Raw genomic sequence first — 18,420 nt, 5'->3', positions numbered from 1 at the left:
CCCACAGGGTCCTTGGTGTTCACAAAACCTGTGGGAGCGGGCTTGCCCGCGATGAGGCCCCATCAGCCAATGAAGATCTTACTTGGCAGCCACTTTCTCGGACTTGCCGTCATACCGCTTGCGCCACTCGGTCAGGATTTCATCGCGGTTCTTCGAGGCCCAGGCAAAGTCATTCTTGATCAGACGCTGCTCATAATCCGCTGGCAGTTCGGTTTGCGGCTTGGCAATGCCTGGCTGAGCGAGCACCGCGAAGTTCTCTTTATAAAGCTCCATTGCCGCCGGGCTGGCGGAGAAGTCAGCAAGCTTCTTCGCCGCGTCTTCATGCTGCGTGCCCTTGATCACCGCAGTAGCTTCGATCTCCCAGCCAAGGCCTTCTTTCGGCAGGATGATGTCCAGCGGCGCGCCCTGGCGCTTCAACTGAACGGCCGGATATTCGAAGGAGATACCAATCGGAAACTCACCCGATGCCGCCAGCTTGCACGGCTTGGAACCGGAGTGAACGTACTGACCGATGTTCTGGTGCAGGTCGTCCATGTACTGCCAGCCCTGCTTCTCGCCGAAGGTTTGCAGCCAGGCGCTGACGTCGAGGAAACCGGTGCCGGACGAAGCCGGGTTAGGCATGACGATCTTGCCTTTGTATTCAGGCTTGGTCAGGTCCTGCCAGCTCACAGGCTTGGTCAAACCCTGCTTCTCGGCCTCGACGGTGTTGAAGCAGATCGTCGCGGCCCAGACGTCCATGCCGACCCAGGCCGGTGGGTTGGCGGCGTCGCGGTAATTGACGCCGATCTTGCCCAGGTCCTTGGGTGCGTAGCTTTGCAGCATGCCTTGTTGATCGAGAATCGCCAGGCTCGACGCGGCCAGGCCCCACACGGCGTCAGCCTGCGGGCGGGCTTTTTCGGCCAGCAGTTTGGCGGTGATGATGCCGGTGGAATCACGCACCCACTTGATCTCGACGTCTGGATTGGCTTTTTCAAAAGCCTCTTTGTAAGTCTTCAGTTGCTCGGCTTCGAGTGCGGTGTACACCGTCAACTCGGTTTTCGCCGCGAAGGCGTTCAGGCTAAAAGCGGTGAGGACAGCAGCGGCCAGGGCCAAAGGCTTGAACATGGTGCAATTCCTGTGTGAGTTGAGGGTATGAATCAATGACCAGGCGCGGTCTGCCGCCAGGCCTGGGAGCGGCGTAGCAAGCCGCGCGAAGCCCAGGCCAGCAGCAGGGACACGCCCGCCGAGGTGAACAGAATCAGGGTCGACATCGCTGCCGCGCCGCCCACATTGCCGGCGTCATCCATGTTCAGCACCGCCACCGCCGCGAGGATGGTGTCGGGGCTGTAGAGGAAGATGGCGGCCGAAACGGTGGTCATGGCGGAGACAAACAGGTAGCGCACGATGTCCAGCAGCGCCGGCAGGCAGATCGGTACGGTGACCCGCAGGTAGTGCCGATACAGCGGCGCCTTGAGCGACAGCGCGGCGGCTTCGAACTCGGCGTCGAGTTGGCGCAGCGCAGTGGTCGCGGTCATTTGCGCAGTGGTCAAATAGTGAGCAATGGTGCAGACCACCAGCAAGGTCATGGTTCCGTAGAGCACGTGCAGCGGGTTGCCGGTGAGGTTGAAAAAGAAGACATAACCCAAACCCAACACCAGGCCCGGCACCGCCATCGGCACGAAGCTGAGCATGCGCAACGCCAGATTCAGGCCACGCTGACCCTTGGTTTTTTCCATCAGGTAGGCGCCGGTGAAGATCAGTACGCTGCCGATCAATGCCGTGCACAGCGCCATCTTCACGCTGTTGCCATAGGCCAGCCAGCCGCCGCCCGCCGTGTCATTGAACTGGTAATGGTTGAGGGATAGCGACAGGTTGTAAGGCCAGAATTTCACCAGCGACGAGTACACCGCCATGCCGAACACCAGCAGCAACACCGCGCAGATCAGCATCACGATCGCCAGGTAGCAGCCGTCCCGCAGCTTCGACGGCGCCGGCTGGAAGACCTGCGCGCGGCCGCTCATGGAGTCGCCGTGACGTCGACGCAGCCAGGCGTCGACACCAAAGCTGAACAGCGCCGGCAACAGCAGGACCATGCCGATCAAAGCGCCGCGACCGAACTGCTGCTGGCCGACCACCGCTTTGTAGGCTTCCAGCGCCAGCACTTGATAGTCACCACCGACCACCACAGGCACGCCGAAATCGGTAATGGTCAGGGTGAACACCAGGCAGAACGCGGCGAACACCGCCTGACGGGTCGCAGGCCAGGTGATGCTGCGAAAGGCTTTGGCAGGGCTGGCGCCCATGCTGGAAGCGGCATCGAACAGGCGCGCATCCGCAAGAGAAAGGGCTGACAGCAAAATCATCAAGGCGTGCGGGAAGGTGTAGATGACCTCGCCCAGCACAATGCCCCAGAAACCGTAGATGTTGTCCGAGAGCAGGCCGCGCAGCATGCCCTGGTTGCCGAACAGATAAACCAGCGCAATGCCCGGCAGCATCGACGGCGCCATCAACGGCAGCAGCGACATGCCGCGCCAGATGCCCTTGCCTGGAATCAATGTGCGTTGCAGGGCGTAGGCAAACAGGTAAGCCAGCGGGACGACAATGGCCGCGACGCTGAGGGAAACCTTCAGGCTATTGCCCAGCAGCCAATGAAAGTTGGCACTGGTCACCAACTCGCGAGCAGCGACCAGACCGCCGCCCTGCCCGGCTTCAGCACTGAACCCGCGCCAGAAGATTGCCAGCAATGGCATCAATACCGCGACACCCAGCAGCACCAGCAACAGCACTTTGCCGCCGACCACGAACACCCGGTCGCCGATCTCGGCACGGGAGGTCTGCCGAACCTGCTTGTGCGGTATCGGCAGCGCGATGTTCGCGCTCATCAGGCAAACACCTGCAGGCTGCGTGGAGGCAAGGCGACCATGATGTGTTGCGCGCCGAGACGCGGCATGGCTTCCGGCGCGAGCTCCGCCAGCAGCGCGTGGCCCGGCAGTTGATCGAGCTCGAAGCTCATGCGGCAACGGTTGCCGAGGAAGGTGATTTCGCGAACCTTGGCCGGAAACAGGTTCTCCTCATGCACCGGCGGGTTGACGTTGATGGCTTCAGGGCGGCAGAACAGACGGCCCGACGCGGTTTTCGCGCTGCCGGCGGCCAGGCGCATGTTCATCCCGCCAACCTGCGCATGGCTGTCACTGCTGCGGCTGAACGGCAGCCAGTTACCCTGGCCGACGAACTCCGCCACAAACGGCGTCGCCGGGCGATCGTAGATTTCCTGCGGGGTGGCGTACTGCTCGACCTTGCCGTTGTTCATCACAGCGATGCGATCGGCCATCAGCATGGCCTCGTCCTGATTGTGCGTGACCATCAAGGTGGTGACGCCGAGGTTGCGTTGCAGCTGGCGCAGCTCGGTGCACAGGTGCTCGCGAACCCGGGCGTCAAGGGCTGACATTGGCTCATCCAGCAGCAGCAACGAAGGTGCCGGCGCCAGGGCTCGGGCCAGGGCGACACGTTGCTGTTGGCCGCCGGACAATTGGCCGGGGTATTTTTTCTCACTGCCGAGCAGGCCGACCAGTTCCAGCATCTGACCGACGCGCTTGCGCACTTCGTCGCGACCACTGCCCGCAAGGCCGTAGGCAATGTTCGCTTCGACGGTGAGATTGGGGAACAACGCGTAGGACTGAAACAGAATGCCGTAGTCACGAGCTTGCGGTGCCAGGTGGGACACGTCGCGATCACCAAGGTACAGCTCACCGCTGTCCTGTTTTTCAAGGCCGGCGATGCAACGCAGCAAGGTGGTTTTGCCACAGCCCGACGGGCCGAGCAGGCAGACCAATTCACCCGCAGCGACGTCGAGGGAAACGTTATCCAGTGCAGTGAAAGCGCCGAAGCGTTTCTGCACGCCGCGCACTTTCATCGGGGCGCCGGGGTTGGTCAGGGCAGTTGCGATCGCGTTGTTCATGGACAGACCTCATCAAGCAGATGAGGGCCATCCTAGGGATGTAATGCGTCCGTCATGTGGCAGTGAGGCAAAAACGGCTGATAGTGGTATTCGGGGATTTTGGTTGAAACGATGTGTTGTCTGGACTGACGTCAGCGCGGGCAAGCCCGCTCCCACAGGAATGTGAAAAACCTGTGGGAGCGTGGCTTGCCCGCGATGAGGCAATCAAAGGAAATGAAGATTTCAGGCCGGGGCCATTTCCTGCGCCAACCCCAGAAACGCCGCCGGCAACCGCGCGCCTTTGCGTTCCTTGAGGCAATACAAATACTCGGAAATCTGCGGTGCATTCTCGATGGTCAACACGCGCAATTGTGGATCATGGGGCACTTCCTGGCGGGCAATGATGCTGATGCCGATGTTGCGCAGTACCGCCTCACGGATTGATTCCCGGCTGCCGATCTCCAGCAGCGGTCCGAAGCTCACCCCGGCGCTGGACAGCAGTTCTTCGGTCAATCGCCGAGTGGTCGACCCGGACTCGCGCATCAGCAAGGTGTGCCCGGCCAGCGCACTCAGCGGCACATGGTCATGCACGGCCAGCGGATGATTGCGATGCACCGCCAGCACCAGCGGGTCGCTACCGAGCACCCGGCGAATCAGCCGCGCATCATCGAGCAACTGCGATGACGCTGCGACATCCACCCGATACTCTTCCAGCGCTTCAAGCACCTGCTGGGAGTTGCCGATCTCTACCGACACCTCCACCTGGGGCAAGCGCGCACGGAAGGTTTTCACCAGATCGAGAATGTAATACGGCGCGGTAGCTGCGATGCGCAACGTGCCCTGCACCTGACCGCTGTTGCGCAGGAAGAACTCGATGTCAGCCTCTTGCTGCATGAGCGCCTTGACCATGGGCAGCAGCCGCGCACCTTCCTCGCTGACGCTGAGGCGGCGACCGCCACGGTAAAACAGCTCAACCGAGTATTGGCTTTCCAGATGCCGAATCTGGGTCGTCACCGTTGGCTGACTCAGGCCGAGCTTTTTCGCCGCCAGGGTAATACTGCCCAGACGGGCCACCATGTAAAACGCCTTCAGATCGGCACTCAGCACACCCTTTCCTCATCGCTTACTTGCGCAACAGGCGCAAACCGTTGAATACCACCAACAGGCTGACGCCCATGTCGGCGAACACCGCCATCCACATGGTGGCGATCCCGGCGAAGGTTACCCCAAGAAAGATCGCTTTGATGACCAATGCCAGCGCAATGTTTTGTTTAAGGATGGTCGACGTCTGCCGCGACAGGCTGATGAACGCCGGGATCTTGCGCAGATCGTCGTCCATCAGGGCTACATCAGCGGTTTCAATAGCTGTATCGGTGCCGGCGGCCGCCATGGCAAAACCGATCTCGGCCCGCGCAAGGGCCGGCGCATCGTTGATACCGTCACCCACCATGCCGACTCGATGCCCCTGCGCATAAAGCGCTTCGATAGCGTGCAGTTTGTCGGTCGGCAGCAGATCGCCCTGGGCTTGATCAATGCCCACCTGAGTGGCAATCGCTTGCGCGGTGTGGACATTATCCCCGGTCAGCATCACGGTTTTGATGCCCAGGTCGTGCAGTTGCTGAATAGCTTCGCGACTGGACTCCTTGACCGTATCCGCTACGGCAAACAACGCCAGTGGCCCGGACTTGTCGAGCAACAGCACCACGGACTTACCCTGCTTTTCCAGCGCGAACAGCTTCTCTTCCAGTTCGGGCGAGCAAAGGCCCAACTCATCCACCAGGCGATGGTTGCCCAAGTGGTACGTCTGACCGTCGATCTCACCGCGTACACCGCGACCGGCCAACGCTTCGAAGTTATCCACAGTCAGCGCTGCAAATTGTTTATCCACAGCAGCGTTGGCAATCGCCAGCGAGACCGGGTGGTCCGAACGACCGGCCAATGCGGCCGCAATCGCCGGGGCGGTGCGATCGGCAGTGGGATCAAGCGAAAGATAATCGGTCTGCACCGGCTTGCCGTGGGTGATGGTGCCGGTCTTGTCCAGCGCCAGGTAATCGAGCTTGTAACCACCTTCGAGGTAAACGCCGCCCTTGACCAGAATGCCTTTGCGCGCCGCCGCCGCAAGGCCGCTGACGATGGTCACCGGTGTAGAAATCACCAGTGCACATGGACAGGCAACGACCAGCAGCACCAATGCCCGGTAGATCCAGTCGAACCACAGCGCCCCCATGAACAGCGGCGGAATGACCGCGACCGCCAGGGCGAAGATGAACACAGCCGGGGTATAGATTTTAGAAAACTGGTCGACAAACCGCTGAGTCGGCGCCCGCGAGCCCTGGGCCTGTTCGACGGCATGAATGATTCGCGCCAGGGTCGAGTTGTTGGCGGCGGCGGTCACGGCATACTCGAGAGAGCCTGCCTGATTGATCGTGCCGGCAAACACCTTATCGCCGACAGTCTTCTCCACCGGCAGACTTTCGCCGGTGATCGGCGCCTGATCGATGGTAGAGCTGCCGGAAACCACTTCACCGTCCAGCCCGATTCGCTCGCCGGGACGCACCCGTACTCGCGCACCCAGTTCGATGGCTTTGACGTCCTGCTCCATCCAGCTACCGTCCGCCTGTTGCACCGTGGCCTTTTCAGGCGTCATCTGCATCAAGCCGCCGATGGCGTTACGCGCGCGGTCGAGAGATTTGGCCTCGATCAATTCGGCCACGGTAAACAGGAACATCACCATGGCCGCTTCCGGCCACTGGCCGATCAGGATCGCACCCGTTACCGCGATGCTCATCAGCGCGTTGATGTTCAGGTTGAGGTTCTTGAGGGCGATCCAGCCTTTCTTGTAAGTGGTCAGGCCGCCGCTGAGGATCGAAATCAGCGCGATGACCGCCACGACCCAGTCCGGTGCAGCACTAGTGAAGTGGATGACTTCTGCCGCCAGGGCGGCAGCGCCGGACAGGGCCAGCGGCCACCAGTGTTTTTTCACGGCGATGGGAGCTGGCGCTTCGGTGCCCTGCTCCAGCGGTTCGGCCACCATGCCCAGCGACTTGATCGCGTCGATGATTGGCGCGGTGCTCGGCAGGTCGTGCGTCACGCCCAACACCCGGTTGATCAGGTTGAATTCCAGCTGCTGGACGCCAGCGAGCTTGCCCAGCTTGTTCTGGATCAGCGTCTGCTCGGTCGGGCAGTCCATTGCGTCGATGCGGAAATTGCTCAGTCGTGCGCCGTCGGTCGGTGTTTCGCTCAATCTGATCAGCGACGGGGGGGCCACTTTCGAGGAGCAGCAGGAATCGCCGTGGCCGCCGTGGTCATGCTTCTGTGCAGGCTGCAGCTTGTGGCTGTGATCGTGATCGTGATCGTGATCGTGATCGTGATCGTGATCGTGATCAGTCTTGTGTTTGTGGGTGTGAAGGGAATCGCTCATCGGGTCGCGTCCATGAAGGTGCCTGTTGCCAAGTAAAAACCCTGTAGCCACTATAGGGTCAAGCACCCTTTTGGAGATTGCCATCATGAAGATCGGAGAACTGGCCAGACTCACTGACTGCGCCGTGGAGACCATCCGCTACTACGAGCGCGAACACCTGCTGCCAGAGCCGGCCCGCAGCGATGGCAATTATCGCGTTTACACCCAGGCCCACGCCGAGCGACTGACCTTTATCCGCAATTGCCGCACCCTCGACATGACCCTCGAAGAGATCCGCAGCCTGCTCGCCTTGCGCGACAGTCCGCAGGACCAGTGCCAAAGCGTGAATGCGCTGGTCGATGAACACATTCATCACGTCAAGGCGCGGATCGACGGGCTGATGGCGTTACAGGCACAACTGATCGACCTGCGCCAACGCTGTGGTGAGGGGCCGGACAGTGAACAGTGCGGGATTTTGCAGCGGCTGGAAGTGAGTGGCGGGGTTGTGGCGACGGAAGTTGAGCATTCGCATGTGGGCCGCAGTCACGGCCACTGAATACTCCACAGATCCCAATGTGGGAGCTAGCCTGCTAGCGATAGCGGTTTTTCAGTCACATCAGTGTTGGATGTACCGGCGCTATCGCTAGCAGGCTAGCTCCCACAGGGGACTGCGTGCAGATTGTCAGACCGCCATCGGCGCGGTCATCGGCGGGTGATGCTCGTAGCCTTCCAGCGAGAAATCACTCGGCTCGATCTGCTCCAGCCACTCCGGCTGATAAACACCCGTTTTGGCGAACTCCGGCACACGATCACTGATGACCAGCTTCGGCATCGGGAACGGCTCGCGCTTGAGCTGTTCGTTCAGCATGTCCAGGTGGTTTTCGTAGACGTGGGCGTCGCCGATGAAATAGGTGAACCAGCGCGGTGTGTAACCGGTCAGGCGACCGATCAGGCTCAGCAGCGCGGCGCCTTCAGTGAGGTTGAACGGCGTGCCAAGGCCCAGGTCGTTCGAGCGGATGTAGAGGGTCAGAGAGATCTCTTTGGTCTCGACATTCGGGTGGAACTGATACAGCAGGTGGCACGGCGGCAGGGCCATTTCATCGAGTTGGGCGACGTTCCAGCCATGGAACAGGATACGACGGCTACCCGGGTCCTTGATGATGGTGTCGACGCACTGGCGAATCTGGTCGATCGCCTTGTACAGCACCACGTAGGCCTGTCCGTCTTCTTCACCTTCGGCGATCTGGCGATAGCCCTGGCTCAAGGTCTGTTCGATAGCGGCTTTATTGCTGACCGGGATCTGCTTGTACGCCGGCCATTTGCGCCATTGCACGCCGTAGATCTCGCCGAGGTCGTCTTCGCCCTGACGGAACGGGTTAGCCAGCCATTGGGCGTTTTCGTTGGCGTTCTGATCCCAGACCTTGCAGCCCAATGCACGGAATTCGGCGGCGTTGTTCACGCCACGCAGAAAACCGCACATTTCACCGATAGCCGATTTGAACGCCATCTTGCGGGTGGTGATCGCCGGGAAACCTTCCTTCAGGTCGTAACGCAGCATCGCGCCAGGAAAGCTGATGGTGTTCACGCCAGTGCGGTTGGCCTGCTTGGTGCCGTTCTTGATGACGTGGGCGACCAGTTCGAGATATTGCTTCATGAATTACCTGTGTCCTTGAACCCGGAGCCGTCGCCCCGGGGTTCGAATTTATACGGCCGCCGCTGGCGTTGCCGGAGCGCGGTGATACGCCAGCCAGATCAGGAACAACCCGGCGAGGATCATAGGTACGCACAGTACCTGGCCCATGGTCAGCCAGTTCCAGGCCAGATAGCCCAGTTGAGCGTCCGGAACGCGGACGAATTCGACGATGAAACGGAAGATGCCATAGAACAGTGCGAACATGCCGGACACCGCCATGGTCGGCCGAGGCTTGCGCGAGTACAGCCACAAGATCAGGAACAGCGCCACGCCTTCGAGCGCGAACTGATACAGCTGCGACGGGTGGCGCGCCAGTTGTGCCGGATCGGTCGGGAAGACCATTGCCCATGGCACGTCGGTTGCCTTGCCCCACAGTTCGGCATTGATGAAGTTGCCGATGCGCCCGGCGCCGAGACCAATCGGGACCATCGGCGCGACGAAGTCCATCAGCTGGAAGAACGACTTGCCGTTCTTTTTACCGAACCACAATGCCGCCAGCATCACGCCGATGAACCCGCCGTGGAACGACATGCCACCCTTCCACACTTCAAAAATCAGTGTCGGGTTGGCCAGATAAGCACTCAGGTCGTAGAAGAGCACATAGCCCAGCCGGCCACCGACGATGACACCCATCGACATCCAGAAGACCATGTCGGAGAGTTTCTCCTTGGTCCAGGTCGGGTCGAACCGGTTCAGGCGACGGGACGCCAGCAGCCAGGCGCCGCCAATGCCGATCAGGTACATCAAGCCGTACCAGTGGATTTTCAGCGGACCGATGGCCAGGGCCACCGGATCGATCTGCGGGTAAGGCAGCATTGCGACTCCTCGTTAGAGTTGAAACGTTCGAAATTCCCGGGCGACGCTGTCACGCCAGGATTAAGCCAGTATTGCGGAATGCGTCAGAGCAGAAAGCTCAAACCGACGCAGAACAGCAAAGCGGCAAACAGTCTTTTCAGCAACTTCGGCGAAAGCTTGTGTGCCAATCGAGCGCCGACGCGGGCGAAAAACATGCTGGTCAGGGCAATCCCGAGCAGCGCCGGCAAATAAATAAAACCGAGACTATGGGCCGGCAGCAACGGATCGTGCCAGCCCAGAATCATGAAACTTAACGCACTGGCCAACGCAATCGGCAGACCGCATGCAGACGATGTCGCCACCGCCTGCTGCATCGGTACGCTGCGCCAGGTCAGAAACGGCACCGTGAGCGAACCGCCACCAATGCCAAAAATCGCCGAGGCCCAGCCGATGATGCTACCGGCTACGGTCAGACCGACTTTGCCGGGCACCGTTCGGCTGGCCTTGGGTTTGACGTCCAGGGCGAGCTGCACGGCGATGATCAGCGCGAACACGCCAATGATCTTCTGCAGGTTCGGGCCGGAAATCGCTTCGGCCGTCAGCGCGCCGAAACCGGCGCCGATGAGAATACCGAGGGTCATCCACGCAAAGATCGGCCAGCGCACCGCCCCGCGACGGTGATGCTCACGTATCGCATTGACCGAGGTGAAAATAATGGTCGCCAGCGATGTGCCGACGGCGAGATGGGTCAGGATCGACGTATCGAAGCCCTGCAAGGTAAAGCTGAACACCAGCACCGGGACAATAATGATCCCGCCACCGACCCCGAACAGCCCGGCCAGCACACCTGCGCAGGCGCCCAGCGCCAGGTAGAGCAGAAATTCCATGGCCGTTTCCCGCACATCCCGAAAATAGGAGCGGCATGGTAACGGATGGATGCCCTTGGGCTCCACTGTGCAAGGCGATGGATCGACAGACGATGACTGCGTAGAGTGGGCAAAAAACACACAAGGACCACCTTATGTGCCTGATTGTTTTCGCCTGGCGCCCAGGTCACGCCCAGCCGTTGATCGTGGCGGCCAACCGCGACGAATTCTACGCCCGTCCCAGCCTGCCCCTGGCCCAATGGCCGGAATCACCGCACGTGCATGCCGGGCGCGATCTAGAGGCCGGGGGCACCTGGCTTGGCGTCGGTGCCAACGGCCGATTCGCCGCGCTGACGAACATTCGCGATCCTCATCAACCGCCAGCACGCAAATCCCGCGGTGAACTGGTGGCGCGCTTTATCAATGGCGACATGCCAATTGATGACTATTTAACCGACGTTGTAGGACGTTCGGTCGAATATGCCGGGTTCAACCTGCTCGTCGGCAACACTCACGAGCTCTGGCATTTCAACTCGCGGGAAACTGAAGCGGTAATGCTGCAGCCGGGTGTCTACGGGTTGTCGAATGCTGGTTTGGATACGCCCTGGCCCAAGTTGCTGAAGGCGCGGGCGGCGCTGGAGGACGCGCTCAATGATCCGCAGCCAAAGGCATTACTGGCGCTGTTGAACGATTCGCAGACGGCGGCGTTCGCCGAATTGCCGGACACAGGGGTCGGGCTTGCCACCGAAACGTTGCTGTCGAGCGTATTTATTGCCAGCCCGACTTACGGAACGCGGGCAAGTACGGCGTTGATTGTTCAGGCGGACGGGACGCGGGTGATGGTCGAAAGGAGTTTCGGGCCGTATGGCGGGCATCTTGGGGAAGTGGAGGTCAAAGTTTAAAGGGGCGTTGTGAGGTCTGGCCTCATCGCGAGCCAGCTCGGCTCCAACAGTTGATCTTCAGTGAACACACCTTTGTGTACGCCGGAGCACAATTGTAGGAGCCGAGCTGGCTCGCGATGGGGCCATCAGCGTTTCAGAGGGTTTTCGCCGAAGCCGGATTGATCATCCGCGCCAACCCGAGGTTTTTCAGCGCCAACTGCAACGAGCTGTGGATAACTTGCGGGTTGTCGATAGTCATCAACTCGGCCAACAACTCCTTGGCCTTGCTCAGGTTGATCTGACGCAACATCCACTTCACTTTCGGCAAGTTGGTGGCGTTCATCGACAGGCTGTCGAAACCCATCGCCATCAGCAGCACCGCCGCGGCCGGATCACCGGCCATTTCACCGCAGATACTCACCGGCTTGCCTTCGGCATGGGCATCACGGACCACGTTCTGCAATGCCTGAAGCACGGCCGGGTGCAGATAGTCGTACAGGTCGGCTACCCGGGGGTTGTTACGGTCGACGGCCAACAGGTACTGGGTCAGGTCGTTGGAGCCGACCGACAGGAAATCCACTTGCCGCGCCAGTTCCTTGGTCTGATACACCGCTGCCGGGATCTCGATCATCACGCCAATCGGCGGCATCGGCACGTCGGTGCCTTCGTCGCGGACCTCACCCCAGGCCCGATGAATCAGGTGCAGGGCTTCTTCGAGTTCGTGGGTGCCGGAGATCATCGGCAGCAGAATCCGCAAGTTGTTCAGGCCTTCGCTGGCCTTGAGCATTGCACGGGTCTGCACCAGGAAGATTTCCGGGTGGTCGAGGGTGACGCGAATGCCGCGCCAGCCGAGGAACGGGTTGTCTTCCTTGATCGGGAAGTACGACAGCGACTTGTCACCGCCGATGTCCAGGCTGCGCATGGTCACCGGTTGCGGATGGAACGCGGCGAGCTGTTCACGGTAAATCGCCAACTGCTCTTTTTCGCTCGGGAAGCGCTGGTTGATCATGAACGGCACTTCGGTGCGGTACAGACCGACGCCTTCGGCACCCCGCTTCTGCGCCCGAGCCACGTCCGCCAGCAGGCCGGTGTTGACCCACAACGGCATGCGGTGGCCATCGAGCGTTACGCACGGCAGGTCCCGCAGCGCATCGAGCCCGAGGGCCAGTTGCTTCTCTTCTTCGACCACTTCGGCGAACTGCTTGCGCAGTACGTCGCTGGGGTTGGTGTAGACCTCGCCGTGGTAACCGTCGACGATCATCTGGATGCCGTCGACCTTGGAGTACGGCAGGTCGACCAGGCCCATCACCGTCGGGATGCCCATGGCGCGAGCCAGGATCGCCACGTGGGAGTTGCCGGAACCCAGCACCGAGACCAGACCCACCAGCTTGCCCTCCGGCACCTCGCCGAGCATGGCCGGCGTCAGTTCTTCGCTGATCAGAATGGTGTTATCGGGGTAGACCAGGGTCTGCTGGCGCTCTTCCTGCAAATAGGCGAGCAGGCGGCGGCCAAGGTCTTTGACGTCCGAAGCACGCTCGCGCAGGTAGGCGTCGTCCATCAGTTCGAAACGGTTGACGTGCTCGGTGACCACCTGGCGCAGCGCGCCCTGGGCCCACTGGCCGGTCTTGATCACGGTGGTGATTTCGCTGCCCAGCGAGGCATCGTCAAGCATCATCAGGTAGACATCGAACAGCGCACGCTCTTCAGGGCGCAGCTGCGTCGCAAGCTTGGCGGACAAGGTACGCATGTCGGCGCGAACGCCTTCGATGGCGGTCTTGAACAGGCCCAGTTCGGCGTTTATGTCGGTGATGGTCTTGTCTGGCACTACGTCCAGATCCGCCGGAGGCAACATGACCACCGCGGTACCGACCGCCGCACCCGGCGAACCCGGTACGCCGACAAACTTTGCTTCCTGGATACCCTTGCCCTGACGGCCAAGTCCACGGATCGAACCGGTGGCTTCGGCGTGGGCGATAACGCCGGCGAGCTGCGCGCTCATGGTCACGAGGAAGGCTTCTTCACCCTCATCGAACTGACGACGTTCTTTCTGTTGAATGACCAACACGCCGACAACGCGGCGGTGGTGAATGATCGGCGCACCGAGGAACGAGGCGTAACGCTCTTCCCCGGTCTCGGCAAAGTAGCGATAGCGCGGGTGATCCGCTGCATTTTCGAGGTTCAGGGGTTCTTCACGCGTGCCGACCAGGCCAACCAGACCTTCGTTCGGCGCCATGCTGACCTTGCCGATCGAGCGTTTGTTCAAGCCCTCGGTGGCCATCAGCACAAAGCGGTTGCTCTCGGGATCAAGCAGATAGACCGAACAGACCTGGCTGCCCATGGCCTCTTTGACGCGCAACACAATAATCCCCAACGCCGACTTGAGATCCTTGGCGGAGTTAACTTCCTGGACGATCTTGCGCAGCGTATTGAGCATGGCTCGGGGTCGAACTCCGTCGTCAGTCGCGCGTTAAAAGGCGCGGGGCAAGCTCTTTGAGAGCGCGTCGATACACCTCGCGCTTGAATGTCACCACCTGGCCCAACGGATACCAATAACTGACCCAACGCCAGCCATCGAATTCCGGTTTACCGGTCAAATCCATCCGCACCCGCTGCTCGTTGGAGATCAGGCGCAGGAGAAACCATTTCTGTTTCTGGCCGATGCACAGCGGTTGGCTGTGAGTCCTGACCAGACGTTGCGGCAAACGATAGCGCAACCAGCCCCGGGTGCAGGCGAGAATTTCAACATCTTCGCGCTCCAGGCCCACTTCTTCGTTCAACTCGCGATACAAGGCGTCTTCCGGCGTCTCCTGGGGGTTGATCCCTCCCTGTGGAAACTGCCAGGCATCTTGATTGATACGGCGAGCCCATAGCACCTGTCCGGCATCATTCGTGAGAATGATCCCGACATTGGGGCGGAAACCATCGGGGTCGATCACGGCAACAACCTCGCAAACGCATGTCGCCGCATTGTTCCACAAAGGTTGTGAAGGCAGCAACGAGCCGGCCTACCTTATGTGCACTCTTGTGAAAAGTCCGTATTCTGGACGCCTTTCTACAGACTTTTCAGCGAGTAACTGCAATGCGGCTGGCTTTATTCGACTTGGACAACACCCTTCTGGGCGGCGACAGCGACCACGCCTGGGGCGATTACCTGTGCGAACGCGGTTTCCTCGATGCCGTTGCCTACAAGGCGCGCAACGATGAGTTTTATCAGGATTACCTGGCGGGCAAGCTGGATAACGACGCGTACCTGAACTTTTGCCTGGAAATCCTCGGCCGCACCGAGATGGCCACGCTGGACCAATGGCATCTCGATTACATGCGCGATTGCATCGAACCCATCGTGCTGCCCCAGGCCATCGAGTTGCTGGCCAAGCACCGCGACGCTGGCGACAAACTGGTGATCATCACCGCGACCAACCGCTTTGTGACCGCACCGATTGCCCAGCGCCTGGGCGTTGAAACCCTGATCGCAACCGAATGCGAATTGGCGGACGGCCGATATACCGGACGCAGCACCGACGTGCCGTGCTTCCGTGACGGCAAGGTGACGAGGCTGAATCGTTGGCTGGAAGAGACCGGCTATTCGCTGGAAGACAGTTACTTCTACAGCGACTCGATGAATGATTTGCCGCTGCTGGAGCAGGTGACGAATCCGATTGCTGTCGACCCGGATCCGAATCTGCGGGCCGAAGCCGAGAAGCGTGGCTGGCCGGTGATTAGTCTGCGCGACTGAAACCATCTGTAGCAGCTGCCGAGGCACGAGGCTGCGTTGGGCTGCGAAGCGGCCCCTATGGGCGCTCCTGCGGACCGCAACGCAGCCTCGTGGCTCGGCAGCTGCTACAGGTTTCGCGCTAAACCGGTTTGGCGCCCATCAAACCAGCGATGGCGACGAGACACGTAAAGCTGAACAATGCGAGAGCGAAGGTGAACTTGCCGCCCCCTCCCGGTGCCTTGCGCAGCATGTTCAGCCGCACCAGCAGCCAGAACCACGCCAACGCTGCCACGGTATAAAGCACGCTCGACGCCAGCAGCCACGTCTGCCCCAGTGGCCAGCCCACCAGATGCACCATCCACCAGCCGGTGAACGGCATGCTCAACAGCGCCAGTCCCATCAAGACCCACACGAAAACCCGTGGTCGCTGCAATGTGCGGGCGGGTGCCGTCGCGTCACCGTTACGCCGCGTTTGCCACACCCATATTCCCAAGCCGAGCGCGCAACCCAACAAAATGGCCGTCGCCGCGGTGTGCGCCATCTTCAGGGCGGTTAACGTTTCCATTGTTCGATTTCCTTATGATCTGCCCATCAGCGTAGCCGTTCAGCCCAGAAACAGCAGATAGGCCGGGTTGTCGCTTTCGTCCCAGTACGGGTAACCAATCTCTTCCAGTGCCGCCGGTACCAGATGGCGCTCGTCGTGAGGCACTTGCAGACCTGCGACCACACGCCCATCGGCCGCGCCGTGGTTGCGATAGTGGAACATCGAGATGTTCCAGCGCCCGCCCAGCTTGTTCAGGAAGTTGAACAGCGCGCCCGGACGTTCCGGAAATTCGAAGCGCAGAATCACTTCATCGACGACCTGTGCCGCACGGCCGCCGACCATATGACGGATGTGCAACTTCGCCAGTTCGTTGTCGGTGAGGTCGAGTACCGGAAAACCCTGATCGCTGAGACTGGCGATCAATGCACTGCGCGGGTCGGTGTCCGGATGCGTCTGCACGCCAACGAAGATATGGGCTTCACTGCCGGTGTTGTAGCGGTAGTTGAACTCGGTGATCTGACGTTTGCCGACGGCTTCGCAGAACGCCTTGAAGCTGCCTGGCTTCTCGGGGATGGTCACGGCAATGATCGCTTCACGGCCCTCACCCAGTTCGGCGCGTTCGGCGACATGACGCAGACGATCGAAATTGACGTTGGCACCGGAGTCGATGGCCACGAAGGTATGACCGGTCACACCGTTCAGCTCGACATACTTCTTGATCCCGGCCACGCCCAACGCACCTGCAGGCTCGGTGATCGAGCGAGTGTCATCGTAGATGTCCTTGATCGCCGCACAGATTTCATCGGTGCTGACGGTGATCACGTCATCGACGTAATCCTTGCAGATCTCGAAGGTGTGCTGACCAATCTGCGCCACCGCGACGCCGTCGGCGAAGATGCCCACGGTCGGCAGAACCACACGCTCACCGGCTGCCATTGCCGCTTGCAGACAGTTGGAATCGTCCGGTTCCACGCCGATGATTTTGATTTCAGGTCGCAGGTACTTCACGTACGCCGCGATCCCGGCGATCAGCCCGCCACCGCCCACTGGAACGAATATCGCGTCCAGACGCCCCGGGTGTTGGCGCAAGATTTCCATGGCCACCGTGCCCTGCCCGGCAATGGTGTGGGGATCGTCATAGGGGTGGATATAGACGTAGCCTTTTTCGTCGACCAGTTTCAGCGAGTAGGCCAGGGCTTCCGGGAACGAATCCCCGTGCAGCACCACTTTGCCGCCTCGCGAGCGCACGCCTTCCACTTTGATTTCCGGGGTGGTCTTGGGCATGACGATCGTCGCTTTCACGCCCAGCACTTTGGCTGCAAGCGCCAGTCCCTGAGCGTGATTGCCCGCAGAAGCCGTCACCACGCCACGAGCGCGTTCTTCGTCGCTCAGTTGGGTCAGCTTGTTGTAGGCGCCGCGAATCTTGAACGAGAACACCGGCTGCAAGTCTTCGCGCTTGAGCCAAATGTTGTTGCCCAGCCGCTCGGAGAGCTGGCGAGCAGTCTGCAATGGGGTTTCTACGGCAACGTCATAAACGCGCGAGGTGAGGATCTTTTTGACGTACTGTTCGAGCATCGGAAAGCATCACTGAGCGGGTTGGGCAGGGCCAAGGAGTCTAACCCGGCTTTCGGGCGGGCGACCACACTAAACAGGTGGTTTTAGGTCGTACAGATCCATTGTGGCGAGGGGATTCATCCCCGCTGGAGTGCGAAGCACTCCCCGGCATTCCCCCAGACACACCGCATTCTCTGTTTTTACGACGGCTGCGCCGCCGAACGGGGATGAATCCCCTCGCCACAAAAGCAATTCTGCTCCGCCCGCCAATCGGGCAATGACCTGCCACATAGCCAAGCCTATAATGCCGACCTTTCGTTCCCCTCTTCGGCACCTCGGAGCCCGCATGACCCAGGATCAACTCAAACAGGCAGTGGCTCAAGCCGCCGTCGACTTCATCCTCCCGAAACTCGACGACAAAAGCATCGTCGGGGTCGGCACCGGCTCCACCGCGAACTGCTTCATCGACGCCCTGGCGAAACATAAAGGTGCGTTCGACGGCGCGGTTGCCAGCTCCGAAGCCACCGCCGCCCGCCTCAAAGGCCACGGTATTCCCGTGTATGAACTGAACACGGTCAGCGACCTGGAGTTCTACGTCGACGGCGCCGATGAAAGTGACGAGCACCTGAACCTGATCAAGGGTGGCGGCGCGGCGCTGACCCGCGAGAAGATTGTTGCGGCCGTGGCCAAGACCTTCATCTGCATCGCCGACGCCAGCAAACTGGTGCCGGTACTCGGCGAGTTTCCGCTGCCGGTGGAAGTGATCCCGATGGCCCGCAGCCACGTCGCTCGCGAGCTGGTCAAGCTTGGCGGCGACCCGGTTTACCGTGAAGGCGTGCTGACCGACAACGGCAACATCATCCTCGACGTGTTCAACATGCAGATCACTAATCCGGTGGAACTGGAAAAACAGATCAATGCGATTGTTGGCGTGGTCACCAATGGCTTGTTCGCGGCGCGCCCGGCGGACCTGTTGTTGCTGGGGACCAGTGAAGGTGTGAAGACCCTGCGCGCCCAGTAATTCAGACACAGCACAAAACCTGTGGGAGCGAGCTT

General features: G+C 60.6%; 16 protein-coding genes. 4 read left to right on the top strand and 12 right to left on the bottom strand.

The window, feature by feature from the left end:
• Positions 1-78: 78 nt before the first annotated feature.
• From H7698_RS07505 to H7698_RS07485, 5 genes are all read right to left on the bottom strand, one after another.
• Positions 79-1,104 carry a putative 2-aminoethylphosphonate ABC transporter substrate-binding protein gene (locus H7698_RS07505; RefSeq protein WP_162438368.1) on the bottom strand — a complete coding sequence of 342 codons (1,026 nt, stop codon included), beginning with the start codon at positions 1,102-1,104 and terminating at the stop codon, positions 79-81.
• Between the two features lie 32 nt (positions 1,105-1,136).
• The gene (locus H7698_RS07500) at positions 1,137-2,861 is read right to left on the bottom strand and encodes a putative 2-aminoethylphosphonate ABC transporter permease subunit (protein WP_162438369.1); all 1,725 of its coding nucleotides are present in this window, start codon (positions 2,859-2,861) and stop codon (positions 1,137-1,139) included.
• Complete coding sequence (locus H7698_RS07495) at positions 2,861-3,937, bottom strand: putative 2-aminoethylphosphonate ABC transporter ATP-binding protein (protein WP_194691009.1); 1,077 nt, start codon at positions 3,935-3,937, stop codon at positions 2,861-2,863. The genes H7698_RS07500 and H7698_RS07495 overlap by 1 nt, the downstream gene beginning before the upstream one ends.
• A gap of 222 nt (positions 3,938-4,159) precedes the next feature.
• Complete coding sequence (locus H7698_RS07490) at positions 4,160-5,023, bottom strand: LysR family transcriptional regulator (protein WP_194691008.1); 864 nt, start codon at positions 5,021-5,023, stop codon at positions 4,160-4,162.
• 16 nt (positions 5,024-5,039) lie between these two features.
• Positions 5,040-7,337, bottom strand: coding sequence for a heavy metal translocating P-type ATPase (locus tag H7698_RS07485; protein ID WP_194691007.1), 2,298 nt, complete (start codon positions 7,335-7,337; stop codon positions 5,040-5,042).
• An 85-nt stretch (positions 7,338-7,422) separates the two neighbouring features.
• Here H7698_RS07485 and cadR point away from each other — a divergent pair, with 85 nt between their 5' ends.
• Entirely contained in the window at positions 7,423-7,872 is a 450-nt protein-coding gene (gene cadR, locus H7698_RS07480) for a Cd(II)/Pb(II)-responsive transcriptional regulator (protein ID WP_162438373.1), read from the top strand.
• Positions 7,873-7,998: 126 nt separating this feature from the next.
• On the opposite strand, the gene H7698_RS07475 is transcribed toward cadR, so the two are convergent.
• The 3 genes from H7698_RS07475 to H7698_RS07465 form a co-directional block, all read right to left on the bottom strand.
• Positions 7,999-8,970 (bottom strand): thymidylate synthase, encoded by a 972-nt coding sequence (locus H7698_RS07475; RefSeq protein ID WP_194691006.1) that lies wholly within the window; start codon positions 8,968-8,970, stop codon positions 7,999-8,001.
• A gap of 48 nt (positions 8,971-9,018) precedes the next feature.
• Entirely contained in the window at positions 9,019-9,825 is an 807-nt protein-coding gene (gene lgt / locus H7698_RS07470) for a prolipoprotein diacylglyceryl transferase (RefSeq protein WP_162438375.1), read from the bottom strand.
• A gap of 83 nt (positions 9,826-9,908) precedes the next feature.
• Positions 9,909-10,691, bottom strand: coding sequence for a sulfite exporter TauE/SafE family protein (locus tag H7698_RS07465; RefSeq protein ID WP_194691005.1), 783 nt, complete (start codon positions 10,689-10,691; stop codon positions 9,909-9,911).
• A gap of 134 nt (positions 10,692-10,825) precedes the next feature.
• Here H7698_RS07465 and H7698_RS07460 point away from each other — a divergent pair, with 134 nt between their 5' ends.
• On the top strand, positions 10,826-11,572 hold the full coding sequence (locus H7698_RS07460; protein ID WP_194691004.1) for an NRDE family protein: 747 nt from the start codon (positions 10,826-10,828) through the stop codon (positions 11,570-11,572).
• Positions 11,573-11,705: 133 nt separating this feature from the next.
• Here the strand turns inward: H7698_RS07460 and ptsP are convergent, their stop codons facing one another.
• A complete protein-coding gene (ptsP, locus tag H7698_RS07455; protein ID WP_194691003.1) occupies positions 11,706-13,985 on the bottom strand; it encodes a phosphoenolpyruvate--protein phosphotransferase in 2,280 nt (759 codons plus the stop codon).
• A 22-nt stretch (positions 13,986-14,007) separates the two neighbouring features.
• Positions 14,008-14,487: an RNA pyrophosphohydrolase gene (locus tag H7698_RS07450; protein WP_007945562.1), complete on the bottom strand. Its 480-nt coding sequence runs from the start codon at positions 14,485-14,487 to the stop codon at positions 14,008-14,010.
• Between the two features lie 143 nt (positions 14,488-14,630).
• Here H7698_RS07450 and H7698_RS07445 point away from each other — a divergent pair, with 143 nt between their 5' ends.
• The gene (locus tag H7698_RS07445; RefSeq protein WP_194691002.1) at positions 14,631-15,287 is read left to right on the top strand and encodes an HAD family hydrolase; all 657 of its coding nucleotides are present in this window, start codon (positions 14,631-14,633) and stop codon (positions 15,285-15,287) included.
• Between the two features lie 118 nt (positions 15,288-15,405).
• On the opposite strand, the gene H7698_RS07440 is transcribed toward H7698_RS07445, so the two are convergent.
• Together H7698_RS07440 and ilvA are read right to left on the bottom strand one after the other, a co-directional pair.
• The gene (locus H7698_RS07440) at positions 15,406-15,831 is read right to left on the bottom strand and encodes a DUF2269 domain-containing protein (protein WP_194691001.1); all 426 of its coding nucleotides are present in this window, start codon (positions 15,829-15,831) and stop codon (positions 15,406-15,408) included.
• Between the two features lie 39 nt (positions 15,832-15,870).
• Positions 15,871-17,385, bottom strand: coding sequence for a threonine ammonia-lyase, biosynthetic (gene ilvA / locus H7698_RS07435; RefSeq protein WP_162438381.1), 1,515 nt, complete (start codon positions 17,383-17,385; stop codon positions 15,871-15,873).
• Between the two features lie 325 nt (positions 17,386-17,710).
• Here ilvA and rpiA point away from each other — a divergent pair, with 325 nt between their 5' ends.
• Positions 17,711-18,385 (top strand): ribose-5-phosphate isomerase RpiA, encoded by a 675-nt coding sequence (gene rpiA, locus H7698_RS07430; RefSeq protein WP_162438382.1) that lies wholly within the window; start codon positions 17,711-17,713, stop codon positions 18,383-18,385.
• Positions 18,386-18,420 lie beyond the last annotated feature (35 nt).

This window comes from Pseudomonas sp. p50(2008) (genome assembly GCF_015351605.1).
Lineage (GTDB): Bacteria > Pseudomonadota > Gammaproteobacteria > Pseudomonadales > Pseudomonadaceae > Aquipseudomonas.
This window is presented reverse-complemented; position numbering and strand designations above follow the sequence as displayed.

What these genes read in the sequence shown, in the direction of transcription:
- H7698_RS07505 (WP_162438368.1), bottom strand. Translation starts at nt 1,104, where the DNA reads ATGTTCAAGCCTTTGGCCCTGGCCGCTGCTGTCCTCACCGCTTTTAGC.
- H7698_RS07500 (WP_162438369.1), bottom strand. Translation starts at nt 2,861, where the DNA reads ATGAGCGCGAACATCGCGCTGCCGATACCGCACAAGCAGGTTCGGCAG.
- H7698_RS07495 (WP_194691009.1), bottom strand. Translation starts at nt 3,937, where the DNA reads ATGAACAACGCGATCGCAACTGCCCTGACCAACCCCGGCGCCCCGATG.
- H7698_RS07485 (WP_194691007.1), bottom strand. Translation starts at nt 7,337, where the DNA reads ATGAGCGATTCCCTTCACACCCACAAACACAAGACTGATCACGATCAC.
- cadR (WP_162438373.1), top strand. Translation starts at nt 7,423, where the DNA reads ATGAAGATCGGAGAACTGGCCAGACTCACTGACTGCGCCGTGGAGACC.
- H7698_RS07475 (WP_194691006.1), bottom strand. Translation starts at nt 8,970, where the DNA reads ATGAAGCAATATCTCGAACTGGTCGCCCACGTCATCAAGAACGGCACC.
- lgt (WP_162438375.1), bottom strand. Translation starts at nt 9,825, where the DNA reads ATGCTGCCTTACCCGCAGATCGATCCGGTGGCCCTGGCCATCGGTCCG.
- H7698_RS07465 (WP_194691005.1), bottom strand. Translation starts at nt 10,691, where the DNA reads ATGGAATTTCTGCTCTACCTGGCGCTGGGCGCCTGCGCAGGTGTGCTG.
- H7698_RS07460 (WP_194691004.1), top strand. Translation starts at nt 10,826, where the DNA reads ATGTGCCTGATTGTTTTCGCCTGGCGCCCAGGTCACGCCCAGCCGTTG.
- ptsP (WP_194691003.1), bottom strand. Translation starts at nt 13,985, where the DNA reads ATGCTCAATACGCTGCGCAAGATCGTCCAGGAAGTTAACTCCGCCAAG.
- H7698_RS07445 (WP_194691002.1), top strand. Translation starts at nt 14,631, where the DNA reads ATGCGGCTGGCTTTATTCGACTTGGACAACACCCTTCTGGGCGGCGAC.
- H7698_RS07440 (WP_194691001.1), bottom strand. Translation starts at nt 15,831, where the DNA reads ATGGAAACGTTAACCGCCCTGAAGATGGCGCACACCGCGGCGACGGCC.
- ilvA (WP_162438381.1), bottom strand. Translation starts at nt 17,385, where the DNA reads ATGCTCGAACAGTACGTCAAAAAGATCCTCACCTCGCGCGTTTATGAC.
- rpiA (WP_162438382.1), top strand. Translation starts at nt 17,711, where the DNA reads ATGACCCAGGATCAACTCAAACAGGCAGTGGCTCAAGCCGCCGTCGAC.